Source organism: Pantoea sp. CFCC18179 (assembly GCF_059412405.1).
The window spans coordinates 1-20,634 of record NZ_JBNBPM010000019.1 but is presented as its reverse complement, the minus strand read 5'-3'; the positions used below and the strand labels follow the sequence as shown (position 1 = coordinate 20,634).

The 20,634-nt window shown below is 54.4% G+C and carries 16 protein-coding genes; 6 read left to right on the top strand and 10 right to left on the bottom strand.

The window, feature by feature from the left end; translation table 11 throughout:
- Positions 1–82 precede the first annotated feature (82 nt).
- The gene (locus tag ACPUC7_RS22515; RefSeq protein WP_494924630.1) at positions 83–1,771 is read left to right on the top strand and encodes an alpha-amylase family glycosyl hydrolase; all 1,689 of its coding nucleotides are present in this window, start codon (positions 83–85) and stop codon (positions 1,769–1,771) included.
- Here ACPUC7_RS22515 and ACPUC7_RS22510 read toward each other — a convergent pair whose 3' ends face one another.
- Both ACPUC7_RS22510 and bioH read right to left on the bottom strand, forming a co-directional pair.
- Complete coding sequence (locus ACPUC7_RS22510) at positions 1,772–2,041, bottom strand: YdgH/BhsA/McbA family protein (protein ID WP_343551603.1); 270 nt, start codon at positions 2,039–2,041, stop codon at positions 1,772–1,774. It abuts the gene before it with no gap.
- A gap of 150 nt (positions 2,042–2,191) precedes the next feature.
- On the bottom strand, positions 2,192–2,968 hold the full coding sequence (gene bioH, locus ACPUC7_RS22505; RefSeq protein ID WP_494924629.1) for a pimeloyl-ACP methyl ester esterase BioH: 777 nt from the start codon (positions 2,966–2,968) through the stop codon (positions 2,192–2,194).
- 35 nt (positions 2,969–3,003) lie between these two features.
- Here bioH and gntX point away from each other — a divergent pair, with 35 nt between their 5' ends.
- Both gntX and nfuA read left to right on the top strand, forming a co-directional pair.
- Positions 3,004–3,681 carry a DNA utilization protein GntX gene (gene gntX / locus ACPUC7_RS22500; protein ID WP_494924628.1) on the top strand — a complete coding sequence of 226 codons (678 nt, stop codon included), beginning with the start codon at positions 3,004–3,006 and terminating at the stop codon, positions 3,679–3,681.
- 58 nt (positions 3,682–3,739) lie between these two features.
- Positions 3,740–4,315: a Fe-S biogenesis protein NfuA gene (gene nfuA, locus ACPUC7_RS22495; RefSeq protein WP_343551606.1), complete on the top strand. Its 576-nt coding sequence runs from the start codon at positions 3,740–3,742 to the stop codon at positions 4,313–4,315.
- Positions 4,316–4,353: 38 nt separating this feature from the next.
- Here the strand turns inward: nfuA and malQ are convergent, their stop codons facing one another.
- The 5 genes from malQ to glpE all read right to left on the bottom strand — a co-directional run bounded on the left by malQ (position 4,354) and on the right by glpE (position 11,032).
- Entirely contained in the window at positions 4,354–6,411 is a 2,058-nt protein-coding gene (gene malQ, locus ACPUC7_RS22490) for a 4-alpha-glucanotransferase (RefSeq protein WP_494924627.1), read from the bottom strand.
- A gap of 69 nt (positions 6,412–6,480) precedes the next feature.
- Positions 6,481–8,886, bottom strand: a complete 2,406-nt coding sequence (gene malP / locus ACPUC7_RS22485; protein WP_494924626.1) for a maltodextrin phosphorylase — start codon at positions 8,884–8,886, stop codon at positions 6,481–6,483.
- A 173-nt stretch (positions 8,887–9,059) separates the two neighbouring features.
- On the bottom strand, positions 9,060–9,818 hold the full coding sequence (locus ACPUC7_RS22480; protein WP_343551609.1) for a DeoR/GlpR family transcriptional regulator: 759 nt from the start codon (positions 9,816–9,818) through the stop codon (positions 9,060–9,062).
- A gap of 43 nt (positions 9,819–9,861) precedes the next feature.
- Positions 9,862–10,677: a rhomboid family intramembrane serine protease GlpG gene (glpG, locus tag ACPUC7_RS22475; RefSeq protein ID WP_494924674.1), complete on the bottom strand. Its 816-nt coding sequence runs from the start codon at positions 10,675–10,677 to the stop codon at positions 9,862–9,864.
- 28 nt (positions 10,678–10,705) lie between these two features.
- The gene (gene glpE, locus ACPUC7_RS22470; RefSeq protein WP_494924625.1) at positions 10,706–11,032 is read right to left on the bottom strand and encodes a thiosulfate sulfurtransferase GlpE; all 327 of its coding nucleotides are present in this window, start codon (positions 11,030–11,032) and stop codon (positions 10,706–10,708) included.
- 228 nt (positions 11,033–11,260) lie between these two features.
- On the opposite strand from glpE, the gene glpD reads away from it, so the two are divergent.
- Entirely contained in the window at positions 11,261–12,769 is a 1,509-nt protein-coding gene (glpD, locus tag ACPUC7_RS22465) for a glycerol-3-phosphate dehydrogenase (RefSeq protein ID WP_343551612.1), read from the top strand.
- Positions 12,770–12,856: 87 nt separating this feature from the next.
- Here glpD and iolE read toward each other — a convergent pair whose 3' ends face one another.
- The 3 genes from iolE to iolD all read right to left on the bottom strand — a co-directional run bounded on the left by iolE (position 12,857) and on the right by iolD (position 16,837).
- Positions 12,857–13,753: a myo-inosose-2 dehydratase gene (gene iolE, locus ACPUC7_RS22460; RefSeq protein ID WP_494924624.1), complete on the bottom strand. Its 897-nt coding sequence runs from the start codon at positions 13,751–13,753 to the stop codon at positions 12,857–12,859.
- A gap of 63 nt (positions 13,754–13,816) precedes the next feature.
- The gene (iolG, locus tag ACPUC7_RS22455) at positions 13,817–14,830 is read right to left on the bottom strand and encodes a bifunctional inositol 2-dehydrogenase/D-chiro-inositol 1-dehydrogenase (protein ID WP_494924623.1); all 1,014 of its coding nucleotides are present in this window, start codon (positions 14,828–14,830) and stop codon (positions 13,817–13,819) included.
- A gap of 72 nt (positions 14,831–14,902) precedes the next feature.
- On the bottom strand, positions 14,903–16,837 hold the full coding sequence (iolD, locus tag ACPUC7_RS22450; RefSeq protein ID WP_494924622.1) for a 3D-(3,5/4)-trihydroxycyclohexane-1,2-dione acylhydrolase (decyclizing): 1,935 nt from the start codon (positions 16,835–16,837) through the stop codon (positions 14,903–14,905).
- Positions 16,838–17,387: 550 nt separating this feature from the next.
- Here iolD and ACPUC7_RS22445 point away from each other — a divergent pair.
- Together ACPUC7_RS22445 and ACPUC7_RS22440 are read left to right on the top strand one after the other, a co-directional pair.
- Positions 17,388–19,301: a bifunctional 5-dehydro-2-deoxygluconokinase/5-dehydro-2-deoxyphosphogluconate aldolase gene (locus tag ACPUC7_RS22445; protein ID WP_494924621.1), complete on the top strand. Its 1,914-nt coding sequence runs from the start codon at positions 17,388–17,390 to the stop codon at positions 19,299–19,301.
- A 329-nt stretch (positions 19,302–19,630) separates the two neighbouring features.
- A complete protein-coding gene (locus tag ACPUC7_RS22440; protein ID WP_343551617.1) occupies positions 19,631–20,476 on the top strand; it encodes a MurR/RpiR family transcriptional regulator in 846 nt (281 codons plus the stop codon).
- Positions 20,477–20,634: the final 158 nt, after the last annotated feature.

Genomic DNA, 20,634 nt, shown 5'->3' with positions numbered 1-20,634 from the left:
TATCAAGTTGATAAATCGCTTCATGCGTCTACGCTAAAAAAATCTGTTTGAAAATTAGCCTTCCGCGTGGCCCAGCGATCTGATGGACATTATCAACACCTTACTTGATGAGATTTACGCCGACAGCTTTCCTGTCCCGGCGCGTGAGCGTCTGCTTTCACACATTCGTGCCGCGCGCGATACGGTGAAACTGCCGCGCAAAGCGCATTGGGATGAGAAAGATGTGGTGCTGATAACCTACGCCGATCAGTTCCGCGAACCGGATCAACCAACACTCGCCAGCTTTTCACGCTTTTATCAGCAGCATCTGCAATCCACTTTCAGTTTGGTGCATTTGCTCCCATTCTTTCCCTACTCATCCGACGACGGTTTCTCGGTTATCGACTATCACCAGGTCAATCCGATCTGCGGCGACTGGCAGCACATCAGCGCGCTGCACAGCGAAACGCGCTTGATGTTCGATTTCGTCTGCAACCATATGTCGGCGCACAGCCAATGGTTTCGCCACTTTCTGGCGCAAGATCCCGGCTGGGATGATTTCTTTATCAGCATGCCGCCCGCCACCGATCTCAGCGCGGTAACCCGACCACGCACTTCGCCGCTGCTGACGCCGTTCGAAATGGCCGACGGCGAAACGCGCTATATCTGGACCACCTTCAGCGCTGACCAAATTGACCTCAATTTTGCTAACCCCGAAGTGCTGATTCGCATGGTCGATGTGCTGCTCGATTATCTGGTTAAAGGCGCGGATTACGTGCGGTTAGATGCGGTCGGCTACATGTGGAAAACGCCGGGCACCAACTGCATTCATTTGCTGAAAACCCATCAGTTGGTGAAGCTGTTCCGCGCTATCGCCAATGTCGTGGCGCCCGGCACGGTAATCGTTACCGAAACCAACGTGCCGCACAAAGACAACATCAGCTATTTCGGTAATGGCAAAGATGAAGCGCAAATGGTGTATCAATTCTCGCTGCCGCCGCTGGTACTGCACGCCATCCATTCAGGATCGGCACGCGCGCTGCGCCAATGGGCCAGCACGCTGGATTTGGGCGGTGGCACCACCACGTTTTTCAACTTTCTGGCCTCGCACGACGGCATTGGACTGAATCCAGCGCGCGGTATTTTATCGGAAGTGGAAATTGTCGCGTTGGTACGCGATTTGGCGCTGGAAGGCGCGTTAGTTTCCTACAAAAACAACGCGGATGGCACCACCAGCCCGTATGAAATCAACGTCACCTATTTTGATGCGCTGAATAATCAGAGCGACGACGATGACACACGCCTGCGCCGTTTTCTGCTGGCGCACGCGATTCTGCTCTCCTTCCCCGGCGTACCGGCGATTTATATCCAAAGTATTCTCGGTTCACGTAATGATAACGAAGGTGTGCGCGCCGCGGGACACAACCGCGCCATCAACCGTGAGAAATACGACCTGCATGAAATGGAGCAATGGATCAGCGGCGACAATCCGCTGCGTCAGCAGGTGTTCGAACGCCTTAGCGCGTTAATTCAACTGCGCACGCGGCAAAGCGCATTCCATCCCGACAATCCCATGACCTTGCTGGAGAGCGAAAACACCTTGCTGGTATTGCGCCGCCATCAGCCGGATAGCGAAGAGGGATTGCTGTGCGTGTTTAATCTCAGCAGCCACGATGTGACGACTCAACTGCCGCTGGCGCGACATGTTCAGGATGTGATTAGCGGGGAGAAGTTGGATGGCAGCCAGCCAATTACGCTGGCTGCGTGGCAGTTTATGTGGTTGCGCGGCTGATTATTTGTAGACATCCGCGGTGGCGCTGAACTTGCCATGTTCGCGACCGGCAATCACCAGGAAGTACTTGCCACCTTTCTCATCTGCAGCTTTAGACAGCTCGCGTTTGGCGTCCATTGGCGCAGTCGCTTCACCGGTGGTGGTCACTGTGCCAATTTTTTCCAGGTTCATCTTCTGCACTTCTTCTTTAGTGACTTCTTTCGCTGCAAATGCCGAGAAAGACACCGCGCTCATCACCATTGAAGCCACAATCCATTTCATCGCCTTCATACCATTACCCTCATGACATTATCCATTGTTGAGATGTCAGCGGCGCACAACGCATTGAACGAGAGAAACAGCACAATTCACCTCGCAAGCGGCGCAGCTCACGAGAAAAGTATTGCGGGTTATGACAGATTTTCCAGCCAGCCGACATTTTTAGTGCATTTTTGCTGTACAGAAATCAATGACGTGCTGACAAAAAGCCTCGGGATGAGAGATAAACGGCGCGTGTGCCGCTTTCGGCATCACAATCGACGGTGAATCCGGCAAGACCTCATCCAACTGAGCGGCAATGCGGCGTGGCACTAAACCATCCAGCGCGCCATACAGGCGTAAAAAAGGCGGCGTCAGCTGTGATAATTGCGGACGTAAATCCACTTCACGCAAGATTTCCAGTCCACCTTGCAGCACCGCGACCGACGGCATCGACTGCGATAGCACCACGTCTTTCAATTGGCGCGCATCCTGACGGGCATTTTCCGTGCCCATGGTTTGCAGCGCCAGAAAACGCTCCACGGTGCGCTGGAAATCGTTGCTCAATTGCTGCTGGAAATTTTGCAGCGTATCCGGCTTGATGCCCGGCCATGCATCGCGTTCAGTAAAGCACGGCGACGACGCTACGCTGATCAACGCCGCAACGCGATCGGGATGGGACAATGCCAACTGACTCGCGACCAATCCGCCCAGCGACCAGCCAAGCAGCGCTGCACGCTCAGGGAGTTGCGCTAAAAGCTGTTGCGCCATCTCCGCTAACGTTAGCGGCCCAAAATCCTGGCTGCGACCAAAGCCGGGTAGATCCACCAGGTGCAGACGAAAATGCGAGCTAAGTCGAGGAACAATGTTTTGCCACACTTCGGCGTTCAAACCCCAGCCGTGCAGCAGCACAAGATCGCGATCGCCTTCGCCCACGCTGTGCCAGTAAAGCGAACTCATCGGTTACACTCCGGAAAAGTGATAAGGAGGTCGCTATGCTACCAATCCCGGCACTGTGTTGGCTATGTCGCTTGCCGTTGAAGATTGCCAGCCACGGCTTATGCAGCCGTTGCGTACAACAGATTCCGCGTTTGCCAGAACTGTGTCCAACCTGTGGTTTGCCTGCCAGCCGTTTGCAAGCGTGCGGACGTTGCCTGCGCCAGCCGCCGCCGTGGCACGGTTTATCGTGCGTCAGTAATTATCTGCCGCCGTTGAGTGATTGGGTGCATCAACTGAAGTTTTCCCGCGTAACCGCACTTAGAGTGATGCTGGCGCGGCTACTTTTGTTAAAGTTGTTAACAAATCGTCGTGATTACCGGCTGCCACATGTAGATTTGGTGCTGAGCGTACCGCTCCATCGCCGACGCGCCTGGCAACGCGGCTATAACCAGGCGGCGCTGCTGGCAAAGCCATTGGCCCGCTGGCTCGGCTGTGAATATCTCGAAGGGATAAAGCGGGTAAGACATGGCGCGGTACAGCATTCATTGAGTGCCAGCGCGCGCAAAAAGAACCTGCGCGGAGCGTTCCGCCTTGAAATACCGGTACGCGGACGCCACATCCTGCTTATCGACGATGTTGTGACCACCGGAAGTACCGTGGCTGAAATTAGCCGTATCTTGCTGGCGCACGGCGCGGCCAGCGTACACATTGGTTGCCTGTGCCGTACCTTGTAGAGCGTCGGCGTTGGGCGTATTATAACCAAGTAATTTAGTCAACTATTGAGCAATCGCCATGATCGTTATTACTGATGCTGCGCAAGAGCACTTCTCAAAATTGCTGTCCAAACAAGAAGATGGCACACAGATTCGCGTATTCGTCATTAATCCGGGTACGCCAACCGCAGAATGCGGTGTTTCATACTGCCCACCTGATGCAGTAGAAGCCTCCGATACCGAATTTAAGTTCGAAAAACTGTCGGCTTATGTTGATGAGCTGAGCGCGCCATACCTTGATGACGCGGAAATCGACTTTGTGACTGACAACCTCGGTTCCCAGCTGACGCTGAAAGCGCCAAACGCCAAAATGCGTAAAGTCTCTGACGATGCGCCGATGGTGGAACGTGTGGAATATTTGCTGCAAGCGCAGATCAACCCACAGCTGGCGGGCCACGGCGGTCGCGTATCGCTGATGGAAATCACCGATGACGGCATCGCCATTCTGCAATTTGGTGGCGGCTGCAACGGTTGTTCGATGATCGACGTAACCTTGAAAGATGGTATCGAGAAAGAGTTACTGGCAGCCTTCCCGGAACTGAAAGGCGTGCGCGATTTGACCGAGCACCAGCGCGGCGAGCACTCTTACTACTGATTCAGCCCGCGGCAGCGACCCGACGCTGCCGCGCGTTTCTATTTCCTGCCTCGTTCTTCACTCACCGCTTTCAGCAATATTTGCACTTTCTTGTAGCTAAACATTTTCTCCAACGACACGCGCAATTTACGCCGCCAGTTTGGATATTCATCCACAGTGCCCGGCACGTTCACCGGCGAGTCCATTTCTAACCAATCTTCTGGTTGCAGTCCGAGCAGCGAACTATTTGTGCACGCCAGGAAACGATGAATTGCCAGATTGATGGTGGAATTCATTGCCTTATTTGCGGTGCTTTTACTGTGAGCGTGCGATATGTAAGCCTCACGCATCGCATCAAGCAACGCTTTTCTTTGCTGATAACGCAAGTTAACTTCACTAATCACCATGCTACGCTTAGCAAAATGGCCGAGTTTGCTGCGTAAAATAATGTCATCCTCATTCCAGAATCCCGCCAACGTCGGCAAGTCATGCGTGCTGGCGCTGGCAATCGACTGACGCGGATATTCCTGCGGCTGACGATAGCTGCCATCTTTATGCTGCTCGAAGAACAACACCTTCCAGGAAAAAATGCCGCTTTTACGCAGCAAACTGACAATCTCAACGGGCACGGTACCAAGATCTTCGCCGATCACCATGCAGCGATGGCGCTGGCTCTCCAGCGCGAGGATCGCCAGCAGATCGTGGACCGGATAAGCCACGTACGCGCCTTTATCCGCGCTTTCGCCATACGGAATCCACCATAAACGCAGCAGCGCCATCACGTGATCGATGCGCAGTGCGCCGCAGTCGCGCATGTTGGCGCGCAGCAGATCGATAAACGGCTGATAACCGCGCGCGCGCATCACATGCGGATCAAGCGGCGGCAATCCCCAGTTTTGACCTTGCGGACCGAGGCGATCCGGCGGCGCACCAACCGAGGCGCCCAGCTTGTACAACGTGGGATCTTGCCAGGTTTCCGCACTGCCCTGCGCCACGCCGACCGCCAAATCGCGGTACAAACCCACCGTCATGCCGAGGTGCTGGCTGATCTGCCAGCAGACGGCAAACTGCTCCTGTGCCACCCATTGCAACCAGCTCCAGAACTGAATCTCGTCTTCATGTTCTGCGCACCATTGCTGCACATCAGGTAACGCAGCAGTGCGCCAACCTTCCGGCCACGCTGGCCAGCCCCACTCATCCGGATTATTTTGACTGCGCTCGGCCAGAATGCCGTCAAACGCCGCCTGATAACGCAGATGATCGCCGCCCTCAACGAGAAATTGCTGGAAGCCGGCCTCTTGCTCAGCACGGGGTTGAAAGCGTTGCCAGGCAAAACGCAGCCCGGCTAATTTCAACTCCGCCACCGCGCGGTAATCAACAAATTCAGCGGCGCGCGCTTGCTCGAGCGCTTGACGCGTTTTGCTACTGTCCCACCAGCGTTGTGCGGCGTGACTTTGCTGAAAATCCGCCAGCCGATTGACGTCGATATACAGCACGTTGAGCCAGCGGCGTGAGGTTGGGCTATAGGGGCTGGCATTTTCCGGTTGCGCGGGATACAGCGCATGCAGTGGATTGAGGCCGACAAAATCGCCACCGTAAAAGGCAATCTTCTCCAGCAACTGCGCCAAATCGCCGAAGTCGCCGATGCCCCAATTATCCTCCGATCGCAGCGTGTAGAGTTGCACCAGCGCACCCCACAACTTTTTCCCCTGCTCGATGGATTCAGGGATATAGCAACGACGCGGCGCGATGATGATGCGCGTTTGCCACTGCTGGCGGCCTTTGCGCAGCGTAAGTTGGTGATAACCTTGCGCCAGGCGCGGCGGCAGCGTCAGCGTTTCGCCGCCTGCAACTTCACCGCTGTGCTGTTTGCCTTGTTCGGTTTCGAGTTGCCAGGAAAAGGTGCCGCTGCCTTGCGGCGTGAGCTGGCGTTTACTGCGCAACGTGAACACCTGCACCGGCGGCAGCGGCGGCGCTTTGCCGGTTGGCGTCTCCATCACCGCCAACAGTGCGCGTTTGGTGTCATCGCTAAGTGTTTCCGGCTCGCCTTTGGCATTGATAAAGTGCAGCGCGATGCCGGCATCTTGCGCCGCCTGATCCAGCTTATTGAGCGTCATCGATTCTCCTTCACGAGGTGCGCAACAATGCCCACCGTAAGGTCGCCATTCATGGTGACCAGGCTGGCATCAGCGCGCCGCCTGCCAAATGCGCTGCTGATAATCACGGATTGAACGGTCGGAACTGAAACGGCCGGTGTGCGCGGTATTCAAAATCGCGGCACGCGTCCAGGCTTCCGGATTCTTCCACAGCGCTTCTACCTGCTGCTGCGCGGCGATATAGGCATCGAAATCAGCCAGCACCAGCCATGGATCGCCATTTTTTGTCAGGCTTTCCAGCATCAGATTAAACGCCTGTTTATCGCCATCGCTGAACTTGCCCTTCTCTAAATCTTTCAGCAATCCATCCAGATATTTATTCTGTTTGCGCAGTTTCTTCGGGCTGTAGCCGTCGGCTTTTAACGCCTTAACCTGATCGACAGTGTTGCCAAAGATAAAGATGTTTTTGCCGCCAACCGCTTCGGCAATCTCCACATTGGCCCCATCCAGCGTGCCGATGGTCAACGCGCCATTCAGCGCCAGTTTCATATTGCCGGTGCCGGAGGCTTCATAACCCGCCGTGGAGATCTGCTCGGAGAGATCCGCCGCGGGAATCATCAACTCCGCCGCCGTAATGCGGTAATCGGGGATAAACACCACTTTGAGGCGATCGCCGACTTTAGGATCGTTGTTAATCACCTGCGCCACTTTGTTGATGGCGTAGATAATGTTTTTCGCGAGGTAATAACCGGGCGCGGCTTTGGCACCAAAGATAAATACGCGCGGCACAAAATCGGGGTTGTCTGGGTTATCGCGCAATTGGCGATAGCAGTGCAGCATATGCAACAAACTGAGGTGCTGGCGTTTGTATTCGTGCAGGCGCTTGATCTGTACGTCGAACAACGCATCCGGATTGATATCGATGCCGGTCACGCGTTTGATATATACCGTCAGCCGCAGCTTGTTCTGCTGTTTGATGGTGCGGAACTGCTGGCGAAACGCTTTCTTTTTGGCGAACGGTGCCAGCCACGCCAGCGCGTCGAGATCGTTGGCCCATTCAACCTGCAAACTGTCATCAATCAAGGTGGAAAGCAGCGGATTGCACTGCTTCAGCCAGCGGCGCGGCGTAATGCCGTTAGTGACATTATGGAATTTGTTCGGCCACAGTTGGTGATATTCCGGGAACAAATCTTTCACCACCAACTCTGAGTGCAGCGCCGCCACGCCGTTAACCGCAAAGCAGCTCACCACACACAGATTCGCCATGCGCACCTGACCGTCGGCCACCACCGCCAGCTTTTGCCACAGCGCTTTGTCATCCGGCCATTGCTTCTTCACCACCTTTTTCAGGCGACGATTAATCTCGCGGATGATCATCATGTGGCGCGGCAGCAAATCGCGCACCAGCTTCTCATCCCAGCGCTCCAGCGCTTCCGGCATCAAAGTGTGATTGGTGTAAGCAAAGGTGCGGCTGGTAATGTGCCACGCTTCATCCCAACCTAGCTGATGATCATCCAGCAACAGCCGCAGCATTTCCGGAATGGCGATGGTGGGATGCGTGTCGTTGAGCTGAATCACTTCGAAATCGGGCAAGCTGTGAATATTGCGCCCGGCTAAATGATGGCGACGCAGAATGTCGCCGACTGCACAGGCGCACTGGAAATATTGCTGCATCAGGCGCAGGCGTTTGCCTTCCGCATGATTATCATTGGGATACAGCACTTTGGTCAGCTTGTCGGCATCAATTCCTGGCTGCTCGGCTTGCAGGAATTTGCCGTCGTTAAACAGGGTGAGATCGAACGGCTGCACGCTGCTGGCTTTCCACAAACGCAGCGGCAAGGTGATGCCATTGCGATAGCCGACCACCGGCAGGTCCCAGGCTTCGCCTTGCAGCATGAATTTCGGTCGCCACAACAGGCTGCCATCATGATTCTCTTTCACTTTGCCGCCGATGCCGACCTGCACATCTTGCGCCGCGTTATGCCGGAACCACGGATAACGATCGCGCTGCCAGTCATCTGGCGCTTCATGTTGATGACCCTCGTCAAACGTCTGACGGAACAAGCCATATTGATAGTTGAGACCGTGCCCCATCGCGGCTTGGCCGACGGTCGCCATCGAATCCATGTAGCAGGCGGCTAAACGCCCTAATCCGCCATTGCCCAGCGCCGGATCGACTTCCTCTTCCAGCAGCTCACTTAATTCAACCTGATGCTCAGCCAGTGCGGCCTGCACCTCGTTGTACCAGCCCAAATTGAGCAGATTGTTGCCGGTCAGGCGGCCGATCAAAAACTCCATCGACAGATAATTGACGTGGCGCTGGCCTAGCTTTGCTGGCACAGGAGGCTGGGTGGCCAGCATTTCGGCCAGCACGCTGCTCAGCGCTTGCCACCATTGGTGCGGCGTCATTTGCTGCGCGGAGCTGAGTCCAAGGTGCTGCCATTGTCGGGTTAGTGCGGCGTCGAAACGTGTTTTATTGAATTTTTGCTGCGACATATCAATCCCTTCGTGTCCGTTAACGGTAAAGCCGGGGCAAGCGCAAGATGTGAATGCTAAGTAAAGCTGGGGGCGAAGAAAAAAGCGACAGGGAAATGAAGGTGGAATGAAAAAATCGGTGCTGATTTTTGTAGCGGCGCATTTATCGCGCAATAAATTGCGCCGCTACGGCATCAGCAGAGTTCGAGATGAACTTCGTGCTGTTCAATCACTTTCAGCACGCTAGCGGGCGGATTTTGATCGGTATACATGTAGTCAATCAGGCTCATATTGCCGAGATTGACCATTGCATTGCGGCCAAATTTAGAGTGATCCACCACCAGCATCACGCAGCGTGAGTTTTCAATAATCGCGCGCTTGGTACGCACTTCGTGATAATCGAACTCCAGCAACGAACCGTCCATATCAATGCCGCTGATACCGAGAATGCCGTAATCGAGGCGGAACTGTGAGATGAAATCCAGCGTCGCTTCGCCCATGATGCCGCCATCGCGCGTGCGCACTTCGCCACCGGCGATAATCACGCGGAAATCCGGCTTGGCCATCAACAGAATCGCCACGTTGAGGTTGTTGGTCACCACGCGCAGATTGTTGTGATTGAGCAGCGCATGCGCCACCGCTTCCGGCGTGGTGCCGATATCAATAAACAGCGTCGCACCATCCGGGATCTGGCTGGCAACACGTTCCGCGATGCGCGCTTTCTCCGCCGACCACATCATTTTGCGATCCTGCCACGCGGTGTTCTCAGAGCTGGACGGCAGCGCCGCGCCGCCGTGATGACGCATAATTTTGTTTTGATCGGCCAGATCGTTCAGGTCACGCCGAATGGTTTGCGGGCTGACTTCAAAGTGATCCACCAGCTCTTCCGTGCTGACATATCCCTGACGCCGGACCAGATCGATAATGGCGTCATGACGTTGCGTCTGCTTCACATCTCTCTCCTCGGCTCGAAGCCGCTCTTTTATATTTTTTCTGCTAACGCCGCGCGATGTGGCGCGTATCAACAAATGCCATGGCTAAGCCCAATAGTAAGGCCGTGATATGTGCAGCATTGGCAATATGAGTAACAAACTGACTTAGGGCGAGCCAAACAATAACGAAGCCCATTAAGCTACGTTGCAAATAAATGCCACTTTCCGGATCTCGCTCGCCACGCAGCCAGCAATAACCCATTAAGGCGACGGTCACACTCGACAAACCACCAAATAAAACGCCACTGAATTTGGCTTGCATCCAACCACTAAGCAGAGCGGAAACAACCAAAATGACAAATAACTTACCGCTGCCAAGACGTTTTTCAACAGCTCCGCCGAGATACCACCACCACATCAAATTGAAGACAATCGCCAACCACGAAAATTGCAACAATACATGGCTAAACCAGCGCCAAACCTGGAAATATTGCGAGGAATCTGCTGGCCATCCTAACAAATCCAGCGCCACGTCATCGCCCACAATTTGCATTATGATAAACACCGCAATGCAGGCGATCATGATCGTTATGGTGAGCGGACCTGCGCGTTCACGAATGTTAGCCCAGATGTTGGTGCGCTCGTAACGCAAGCCACTTTCGGTACTGCCGCTATGCCAGCTGGCGGCTTGATATCGCGAATGGTTGGGATCGCGTACGAACTGCGCGAGTTCGTTTTCGACCATCTCCAGCTTACTTTCATCATCCAGCATAATGACGAAATGGCTTTCGCGCTCTATGCGTAGCGTCACACCGCGCGTTGCCATGTAATCGACAAACGCCTGCGCCATGCGGGGATTATTGAACTGGGTAATGCGCATCATGCGGTTTCTCCTTCCTTATGCGGGCTTAGGCTTCGCCCGTTGCTACCTGCGCCGGAAAGGCTGCGCGCCAGGCGTCGAAACCGCCGTCAATGCTGTACGCAGCGTTGAATCCCTGTCCCAGCAGGAACTGCGCAGCGCCTTTGCTGCTGTTACCGTGGTAGCACATCACCAGCACCGGCAATGCCGGATCGGCGTAGGCGATGAAGTTAGCCAGATTGTCATTAGTCAGATGCTGCGCGCCCGCCGCGTGGCCCATCATAAAGCTCTGCGGATCGCGAATATCCACCAGATGCGCACCTTGTGCCAGATGCTCTTGCGCCTGTAGGACGTTAATACACTCAAAGTTTTCCATGGTGTCTCTCATTACTTCGTCACAATTAGCGCCTAGTTTAACCTGATAAGCCGCCGCGATAACCTGACAGATTTTGAGGTTATGTGTTTTTTTTCCTGTCGGAATGTTAGCTATATCACGCAAAAATGTTTTTATTCAGTTAACCGCTGGCATCGATGTTGGTTTCCGATTATTATTACGCTCGAAAACGAACATTTTAGAACTATTCCGAACATCGGAGGAGATGACGTGGAAACCAAAGACCTGATCGTGATCGGCGGCGGCATTAACGGAGCCGGCATTGCAGTGGACGCTGCAGGACGCGGACTGTCGGTGCTGATGCTGGAGGCGCGGGACTTGGCCTGTGCAACCTCCTCGAATAGCTCGAAGCTGATCCACGGTGGCCTGCGCTACCTTGAACATTACGAATTCCGCCTTGTCGGCGAAGCCCTGGCAGAACGTGAAGTGCTGCTGAAAATGGCGCCGCACATCGCATTCCCAATGCGCTTCCGTTTACCGCACCGTCCGCATCTGCGTCCGGCGTGGATGATCCGCATGGGCCTATTTATGTACGATCGCCTCGGCAAACGCACCACTTTGCCGGGCAGTAAAAGCCTGCGTTTTGGCGCGGAATCGGCCCTCAAACCTGAAATCACGCGCGGTTTCGAATATTCCGACTGCTGGGTCGATGATGCGCGCATGGTGGTGCTGAATGCACAGGAAGTGGAGAAGCAAGGCGGCGAAGTTCGCACCCGCACTCGCGTTACCCGCGCATGGCGTGAAGCCGGTTTGTGGATGGTTGAAGCCGAAGACATCGATACCGGCAAAACCTTCACCTGGCGCGCCAAAGGTCTGGTCAATGCCGCCGGTCCGTGGGTAAAAGAGTTCTTTGACGACGGCCTGAAGCTGAAATCGCCGTACGGCATTCGTCTGATCAAAGGCAGCCACATTGTGGTGCCGCGCGTTCACCGCGAAAAGCAGGCATACATCCTACAAAATGAAGACAACCGTATCGTGTTTGTCATTCCGTGGATGGATGAGTTCTCGATCATCGGCACCACCGACGTGGAATACAAAGGCGATCCGAAAGATGTGAAGATCGATGACAATGAAATCAGCTACTTGCTGAAAGTGTTCAACGGACACTTCAAACAGCAACTGAGCAAAGAGGACATTGTCTGGACGTATTCTGGCGTGCGTCCGCTGTGCGATGACGAATCCGATTCACCGCAGGCGATCACCCGCGATTACACCCTGGATGTGCATGACGAAAACGGTCAGGCCCCGCTGCTGTCAGTGTTCGGCGGCAAGCTGACCACCTATCGTAAGCTGGCGGAACATGCGCTGGAAAAACTGGCGAAGTACTATCCGAACGCCGGTCCAGCCTGGACCAAAAGTGCAGTGCTGCCGGGCGGTGATTTCTCTGGTTCGCGTGACGATTACGCGGCAGGTTTGCGTCGTCGCTATCCGTTCATCAGCGAAGGCATGGCGCGACATTATGCACGTACCTACGGCAGCCGCACTGAAGTGCTGCTGGAAGGCGCGAAAAGCATTGATGATCTGGGTGAGAACTTCGGTCATGAATTCTATGAAGCCGAGCTGCGTTACCTGGTGAAAAACGAATGGGTGCGCGAGTTGGATGATGCAATTTGGCGTCGTACCAAACAAGGTATGTGGCTGAGCGAAGCCGAGCAGGCACGCATTCGCGAATGGCTGGCGGTTAACGCACAGAAACCGGCATTGTCGCTGGCATCGTAATGTAAAAAGGTCGCCATGAATGGCGACCCTACGAATTACGCTTGTAAGGTCGCCATTCATGGCGACCTTTTCAATTACTGCACAATCTTATAACCCAGTGTTCTCGCGGATGTACTTACGCGCTTTCACCGCATACTCAAACGGATTCGCCAGCGCCGGATCCTGTTCCGCTTCCACCACCATCCAGCCTTTATAGCCGTAATCGTCGAGGATTTTGAACACCGGTTTGAAATCGATCACACCGTCACCCGGCACGGTGAAGGTACCTTTCTTCACGCCATCAAGGAACGAAAGGGAGTTCCCACGCACTTCCGCCACCACGCTGTCGCGCACATCTTTCAGATGCACGTGGAAAATACGCGGCAGATATTTGGTCAGCACATCCAACATCGCTTGCTGCGAGCCTTCGGAGTAGTAAATGTGGCCGGTATCGTACAGCAGGCCGACATTCTCATTGGTCGACTCCATAAAGCGGTCGATCTCGGCAGGTGTCTGAATGCCAGTCCCCATGTGATGATGCAAGGTCAAACGCATGCCTTTCTTCGCCGCGATTTCCGCCAGCTCGTTGTAGCCTTCCGCGGTTAAACGCCACTCTTCATCGCTGAAAATTGGCTTCTGCTCGAAGACCGCCAAGGTGGTGCCTTGAATGCTTTTGCTCTGCTCGGAACAACCGATCACGCGCGCGCCCATGGCGTACAGGAAGTTCATATGATTGGTAAATTCGTCGATGGTTTTTGCTTTGTCGCCATTAGCGAAGAAGGTGCTGAACCATGCGTTGCAAATCTCGATGCCGCGAATATCCAGCATCGGTTTCAAAATCGCCGGATCGCGCGGATATTTGCCGCCGACTTCACTACCGGTAAAACCAGCCAGCGCCATTTCACTCACGGTTTGCTGGAAGGTATTTTCGCTGCCCAGCTCTGGCAGATCATCGTTGGTCCAGCCGATTGGCGCAATCGCCAGTTTTACATTGTCTTTGTTCATCTTGTTGTCCCTGATTCACAGAGGCGGCGCGAATGCCGCCAGAGAGTTTGTGTACCGCATCAGTTATTTGGCGTAGAAATCCGGACGCGGCGGCATGGTCACCGGCTCAATCGCCCCACTTTCCTGCGCTTTGTGACAAGCATCCGCCGCCACCGAAGCAGCAAAACCATCCCAGGCAGAAGGACCGGTCAGCTGACCGCGCGTCGCATCGTTGATAAAGGCTTGCAGCTCTACGTCGTAAGCATCAATGAAACGATCTTTCCAGTCGGTCAGTAGCGGCACGCCCAGACGCGCGTTTTTGCGCGTTTGAATCGCCGAAGGCTCAGGCAATTTCGCAATGCCCTCTTCGCCAACCACTTCACATTGGATGTCGTAGCCGTAGGCGCAGTTAACGAAGATCTCGACATCAATACGAATGCCTTTCTGCGTTTCGAACAGCACGATTTGCGGATCTTTCAGCTTGGCGTGGGTTTTGGAGGTAGAACGTGGGAACACCACCTGCACCGATTTGTAATCGTCTTCGGTGAGCCAGCGCAGTACATCCAGTTCGTGAATCAGGGTGTTGGTGATCGCCATGTCAGTGGTGTAATTTTCGCCGACGCTCTGGTTGCGGTGCGCGCAGTGCAGCATCAGCGGCGCGCCGATTTCCCCATCAGTAATCACTTTTTTCAGCGCGCGATAACCAGAATCGTACGGGCGCATAAAACCAACCTGCACCAAACGCTTACCGTGTTTAATTTCCGCATCGACAATACGGCGGCAGCCATCGGCGCTCATCGCCAGCGGCTTTTCACAAAACACCGGTTTTCCTGCCGCGATCGCCGCCAGCGTGAACTCTTCGTGGGTCGGATCCCAAGAGGTCACCAGCACGGCATCGACTTCTGGCGAGTTGATTACCTGATGACCATCCTGATAAACCTCGGCGGCGATATTTAAGCGTTGCAGCGCAGCGCGCGCCCCTTCAACGTTGATATCAGAAACCGCCACCACTTTCGCGCCCTGCAAGACATTGTTGCAGCGACGAATGTGTTCCTGACCAATTGCACCGGTACCAATTACACCGAGTTTGAGCGTCATAGTTACACCTGTAGATGTAGAGTCGGAGAGTAAGGGTTAAGCAAGGCCGACGAACGCCGGCCAAAAAAGGTTTTAGTACTTACGTGCTTGTTCGATATGCACGTTAAGGTTGTCGGCCACTTCTTGCGTGCGTTCAGAGGTCGAGGTTTGCGCCACGCCGACGTGCCACCAACTGAAGTATTTGTGCACCATGGTTTTAGGTAGCACTTTGATGTCGAACAGCACCGAAACCGTCTGCTTCTGCGCATCAATCAGTGCCGCTTCTAACTGCTCCAGCGTGGTGATGCGATAAGTTTTGCAGCCGTAGCCACCGGCAATAGCGGCGAAATCGACCGGCACAAAGCCACCATCCAACTTGCCGCCTTCCGGATTACGGAAGCGGAACTCGGTGGTGAAGCTGTCCATGCCGTGTTCCATTTGCAGGTTGTTGATGCAGCCGTTGGTCATGTTATCCAGCAGCACCACGTTGATTTTGGCGCCTTCCTGAATCGAGGTGACCAACTCGGAATGCAGCATCATGAACGAGCCGTCGCCGACCATGACGTAAACTTCACGCTGCGGCTGCGCCAGCTTCACGCCCAGCGCGGCATTCACTTCGTAGCCCATGCAGGAGTAGCCGTACTCAACGTGGTACGAGTTGTAATCTTTGGTACGCCACACGCGTTGCAGATCGCCTGGCAGACTGCCCGCGGCCGCCACAATCACCGCATCCTTTGGGAGTTGCTCGTTTAAGGTGCCCAGCACGCTGCTTTGCGTCAGCACCGATTTCGTCAGGCGCTCGAATTCGGCAAACAGCGCTTCACGATCGGCGTGGTCGGCGATTTCTGGAATGAAATCGTCAGTGTTATAGGTCGCGGCATACACACGCTGCGTCTCTTTCAACAGCTTGCTTTGTGACAGCTCAATCTGGCCGCCCCAATGGTTTTCGAAACCTTTCAGACCGCTTTCCAACGCGGTTAAGCCTTCACGCGCATCGGCTAGCAGTTGCACCGCATCCAGCTTGTAGCTGTCGAAGTTACTGACGTTGAGATTGAGATAACTCACCTCTGGATTCTGGAAAATCCATTTCGACGCGGTAGTGAAATCGGTATAACGCGTGCCGATACCAATCACCAGATCGGCCTCTTTCGCCAGCAGGTTCGCCGCCAGGCAGCCGGTTTCCCCCACGCCGCCGACATTCAGCGGATGGTCAGAAACGATAATGCCTTTGCCGGCCTGCGTTTCGGCAAACGGAATGTTGAAGCGCTCGGCAAATTTCAGCAGCGCAGCGCCAGCATCCGAATATTTCAGACCGCCGCCGACGATGATCAATGGCTTGTGCTTACGCGCAATCAGCGCCAGCGCATCTTCAAGCTGCGCGGCGGTTGGCAGGCGACGATCCAGACGATGCACACGTTTCTGGAAGAAATATTCCGGGAAATCCCACGCTTCGCCCTGCACATCCTGCGGCAGCGCGATGGTCACCGCGCCGGTTTCGGCCGGATCGGTCAATACGCGCAGCGCATTAATGCAAGCGGTCATCAGCTGTTCTGGGCGGCTAACGCGATCCCAATATTTGCTGACGGCGCGGAAAGCATCGTTGGTGCTGATGCTGAGATCGTGGCTCTGCTCGATCTGCTGCAGTACCGGATCGGGTTGGCGCGTGGCAAACACATCGCCGGGCAGCAGCAGTAAAGGAATGCGGTTGGCGGTGGCCGTCGCCGCAGCGGTGATCATGTTGGCCGCGCCCGGTCCAACAGAAGAAGTACAGGCGATAATCTGACGACGCAGCGACTGCTTAGCAAAACCAATCGCCGCATGCGCCATACCTTGTTCATTACGGCCCTGATGCACCACCAGATCGCCGCTGTCTTGCTCCAGCGCCTGCCCCAATCCCAGCACGTTACCGTGGCCGAAAATGGCAAAAATGCCTTTCACAAATTTGGTTTCAACGCCGTCAACGTTCAGATACTGGTTATCAAGAAATTTCACCAGCGCCTGCGCCGTGGTAAGTCTGATTGTGCCCATATGCTTCTTCCTTTACATGCTGGTACCTGTGGTGAGGTACAACGCGGTTCGGGTAAAAACTGCCGCTCACGGCGCCCGCGGATTAAGTGAAACGTGAGGCGATTATAAACAAATATTTTTTTCATTAAATACGATTACAGAAGAAACATTTCATTTTGCGATGGAGATCAAATTCGGCGCTGAAACAAGGGCTGGCAGAGCGGCAAGTCGGGGAAAAGTGGAACATTGAAATGTCATTCAGCCACTATAACGAAATTTCATTTCACTTCAGTAGCTTCCTTTATTTATCACGGCTTTCCTGAGAGCTGGCTCACAAGCCTTAATCTCACTGGAACAACCGCCAGTCAGATGCAGTTTGTTGCACGCTTGCCAGAGTTTTACCTGGCTCACAAAATCGTGACGGATATTTCATTTCATATTGAATTTGGAATTTTTATTCCTCATACTGCGACCAAAGCCAATCAGGCACCTTGAGAACCCGGAAGCATAGCGCTCGATGTTGGGCGGCAGCGCCCGCAGTGTCTGCTTATCACAGAAGGAAACAATAGGTATGAGTACACAACAGAAGCGGCTTGATGTGATTTGTATCGGACGCATCGCCGTCGACCTCTACGGTCAGCAAATTGGATCACGTCTGGAAGATATGACCAGCTTCAACAAATATCTGGGCGGATCGAGCGGCAACGTGGCCTATGGCACGGCTATTCAGGGTTTGAAATCGGCGATGCTGGCGCGCGTAGGCGACGAACATAATGGCCGCTTCTTGCGTGAAGAGTTGCAACGCGCGGGATGCAACACCGACGGATTGATTACCGATAAACATCGTCTGACCGGTTTGGTGATTCTCGGCATTAAAGATGAAGAGACCTTCCCGCTGATCTTCTACCGCGACAACTGCGCCGATATGGGCCTGGTGCCTGAAGATATCAAAGAAGAGTTCATCACTTCATCGCGCGCCGTCGCGGTTACCGGCACGCACCTGTCGCATCCGCAAACCCGCGCAGCGGTGCTGAAAGCGCTGGATATTGCGAAGCGCAACGGCCTGCGCACTGCGCTGGATATCGATTATCGTCCGGTATTGTGGGGATTAACCTCACTCGGCGACGGTGAAACGCGTTTCATTGAGTCCGGCGAAGTGACGCAACAATTGCAGGAAGTGCTGCACTATTTCGATTTGGTGGTGGGAACGGAAGAAGAGTTCCATATCGCCGGCGGCAGCACTGATACGCTGACCGCACTGAAAAATGTGCGCAAGTCGAGCCAGGCCACGTTGGTGTGCAAACGCGGTCCGCTGGGTTGCGTGGTGTTTGAAGGCGAGATCCCAGATAGCTGGGAGCAAACCAAATTGCAGAGCGGCGTGCGCGTTGAAGTGCTGAACGTGCTGGGCGCGGGCGATGCCTTTATGTCTGGCTTGCTGCGCGGCTGGCTCAACGATGAAAGCTGGGAACAAGCTTGTCGTTACGCCAACGCCTGTGGCGCGTTGGTGGTTTCCCGCCACGGCTGCGCACCAGCAATGCCAACTAAAGAAGAGTTGGACGATTTCCTCAGCCGCGACAAACAGGTGAAGCGCCCAGATCTGGATGATCGCCTCAACCATCTGCATCGCGTGACCACACGCAAGCAGCAGTGGCCGGAACTCAACGTGTTCGCTTTCGACCACCGCAAACAGTTAGCCGATATGGCGCGTGAAGCCGGTGTGAGCGAAGAACGTATTCCACAGTTGAAACTGCTGTTGCTGCGCGCCGCCGAAGAAGCGGCTAACGAAGCTGGCCTGAATGAGAAAAGCGGCATCCTCGCGGATACCACTTATGGTCAGAAAGCGCTGAACGCGATCACCGGCAAAAACTGGTGGATTGGCCGTCCGATTGAGCTGCCAAGTTCGCGTCCGCTGCGCCTTGAGCATGGCAATATCGGCTCGCAACTGGTCGATTGGCCCGCCGAGCACGTGGTGAAGTGTTTGGTGTTTTACCATCCGCATGACAGCGCTGAACTGCGTAAAGAGCAGGATGATCTGGTGCTGGATGTGTGGAACGGCTGTAACAAAAGCGGGCATGAGTTGCTGCTGGAATTGATTCTGCCGGAGAGCAATCCGGATCGTAATGAATCCTACTATTACGACATGCTAAGCCACTTCTACAGCCTGGGGATTCAGCCAGACTGGTGGAAACTGCCACCGTTGTCAGCTGAGAGCTGGCAGAAGATTAGCGGGTTGATCGAGCAGAACGATCCACACTGCCGCGGTATTTTGTTGCTGGGACTCGATGCGCCAGAAGAGACGCTGAAAGCCGGTTTCGCGGCGGCAGCACAAGCGCCGTGGGTGAAAGGTTTTGCCGTTGGACGCACCATCTTCGGCCAACCTTCACGCCAGTGGCTGCAAGGTGAGCTGGATGACAGTGCGCTGATTGAAACGGTGAAAGGCAATTACCTGCGATTGATCGGTTACTGGCGCGCTGTGCGCGGTTAGTGCTGAGCGTGTTGGAAAAAGCGGCCGATTGGCCGCTTTTTTTATCGTGCTCGCTGGCCCTCATCCTGGCCTTCTCCCGCAAGCGGGAGAAGGAACCGATCCAGCCAACGTTGAGTAATGAGCTGGTTCTGGTATACCGCACAAGACGGTCCCCTCGCCCGCTTGCGGGAGAGGGATAGGGTGAGGGGAAAACCGGCATAATCTGTGAGGCAATTCATAAACCGATGAAATAAGCGTCACGATGATGTCAAACAAATGAAATTTTCCATCCATCTGGTACTATAGCGCTCATTATCCAGCCATATTTTCTTTTTTAGCGGGCCGAAGTAATGACCAATAATCCAACACAATTAACCTTGTTACAGGACGATATCCGTCGTCGCTATGAGACGCTGAGTAAACGCCTGAAGCAGGTGGCTCGTTATATCCTTGATAACAGTAACAGCATCGCCTTTGATACCGTGGCGTCCATCGCGCAACATGCCGATGTGCCGCCTTCCACGCTGATCCGTTTTGCCAACGCATTTGGCTTTAGCGGTTTCAACGAAATGAAACAGGTTTTCCGTCAGCATCTGATGGAAGAAACGGTTAACTACACCGAGCGTGCGCGTCTGTTCCGCCAAACCGCCACCGACGACAGCACTTCATCACCGGAAAGCCCGGCCGAGATCCTCAACGTCTTCACTATGGTGAACAGCCAGGCGTTGCAACAGTTGGCGATGCAGGTGAATCCGGACCAGCTTAACCGCGCGGTAAAAATGCTCGATGAAGCCGAGAACATCTACATTATCGGCCTGCGTCGTTCATTCAGCGTGGCGTCGTATCTGGTGTATGCACTGCGCCATTTAGAGCGTCGTGCGTTCCTGATTGATGGCCTTGGCGGCATGTTCACCGAACAGCTGAGCATGGTCAACCCGAAAGACGTGGTGATTGCCATTAGCTATTCGCCGTATGCGCGTGAAGCGGTGGAGTTGGTGGAGTTGGGTGCCAAACGTGGCGCGCATCTGATCGCCATCACCGATAGCCAGGTGAGTCCGTTGGCCGCCTTCAGCGATGTGTGTTTCGTGGTACGAGAAGCACAGGTCGATGGCTTCCGTTCACAGGTGGCTTCGCTGTGTCTGGCACAGACATTGGCGGTGTCATTGGCGCTGAATAACAACGCAATCAACGAATAAACGTTGGGTGCGATTTCGTAGGGTCGCCATTTATGGTGTAATGCCGATCAGTTAAGCCAAAAATGATCGGTTGAACGATCCGGCAGTTCTGCAAGAATCCGTAATCTATCAGGGATTACGGATTTTTTTATGTTACTCAGTCAGGCTCTCGATGCCGT